Source organism: Streptomyces sp. NPDC007162 (genome assembly GCF_040634175.1).
GTDB lineage: Bacteria > Actinomycetota > Actinomycetes > Streptomycetales > Streptomycetaceae > Streptomyces.
The window spans coordinates 1-1,081 of the sequence record NZ_JBEYFC010001063.1 but is presented as its reverse complement, the minus strand read 5'-3'; the positions used below and the strand labels follow the sequence as shown (position 1 = coordinate 1,081).

Genomic DNA, 1,081 nt, shown 5'->3' with positions numbered 1-1,081 from the left:
ACTAGGGCACGTCTCTAGTTGTGATCATCAGGTTTGCAGAAGACTGCCGATCCAGATGGTGGCTGCGCGGAGATGAAGTCCGGCCAGGTAGCTCTCGGGCGTCTTGTCGTAGCGGGTGGCGATGCCTCGCCAGTCCTTCATCCTGTTGATGGCCCGCTCGACGGTGTTGCGGTCACGGTAGAGATCGGTGTCGTGGGTGACGGGCCTGCCGCCCTGGCTGCCCTTCTTCCTGCGGTTGGCGGCCTGGTCCTTCTTCTCCGGGATGACCGCCTTGATGCGGCGTTTGCGCAGGTGGGCGCGGTTGGCGCGGGAGGAGTAGGCCTTGTCGCCGGCCACGGCGGTCGGTCGGGTGCGGGGACGGCCGACTGGCAGGCGGACCCGTAACTTGTTCAGGACCGGGATGAACTGGGGGCTGTCGGCGGCCTGCCCGGCGGTCAGGACAAGGGCCATCGGTCGGCAGCGCCGGTCGGCGGCCAGGTGGATTTTGCTGGTCAGCCCGCCGCGGGACCGGCCGAGCAGGGCGGCCTTCAGCCGGGCCCGCCGTCTTCGGCGGGTGCGTCGCCGTTCGGCCTGGACCGGACCGTTTTCGCCGTCTGGCCCGCCTTGTTCCTCGGACGCTCCCCTTTTTGAGAGGCCGCCTCCTCGATCGCGGCCAGGGTCTCCTCACTGACCCGCATGCCAGCCGCATCGTGATGAGCCCGCGTGGTGGTGGAATCGACGCTGACCAGGGACATGTCGACCTCGTCCCTCCGGGCGGCCTCGGCGATCGCCTCTTCCAGCAGGGTCTGGAAGACGCCCGCGTCCCGCCATCGCATGAAGCGGTTGTAGACCGTCTGCCAGGCGCCGAAGCGCTCGGGCATCTCTCTCCACTGGCTGCCCGTGCGGAACCGCCAGATCACCCCCTCGAACTGCTCACGCAGCCGCTCGGGGTACGGGCCGAACCTGCCTACCGGCAGGAACGGCCCGATGAACTCCCACTCTTCGTCGGTCAGTTGCGCACGCGTCACACCAGAGTCCTACCGGACCGACACCCCGCCCGGGGCCAGAACCCGGGTTTGATCACAACTGAAGACAGTCCCTA

Annotated in this window: 1 pseudogene; it reads right to left on the bottom strand. The window is 67.9% G+C overall.

Annotated elements, in window-relative coordinates:
• Positions 1-27 precede the first annotated feature (27 nt).
• Positions 28-1,007, bottom strand: a pseudogene (locus tag ABZ646_RS47165) (IS5 family transposase).
• Positions 1,008-1,081 lie beyond the last annotated feature (74 nt).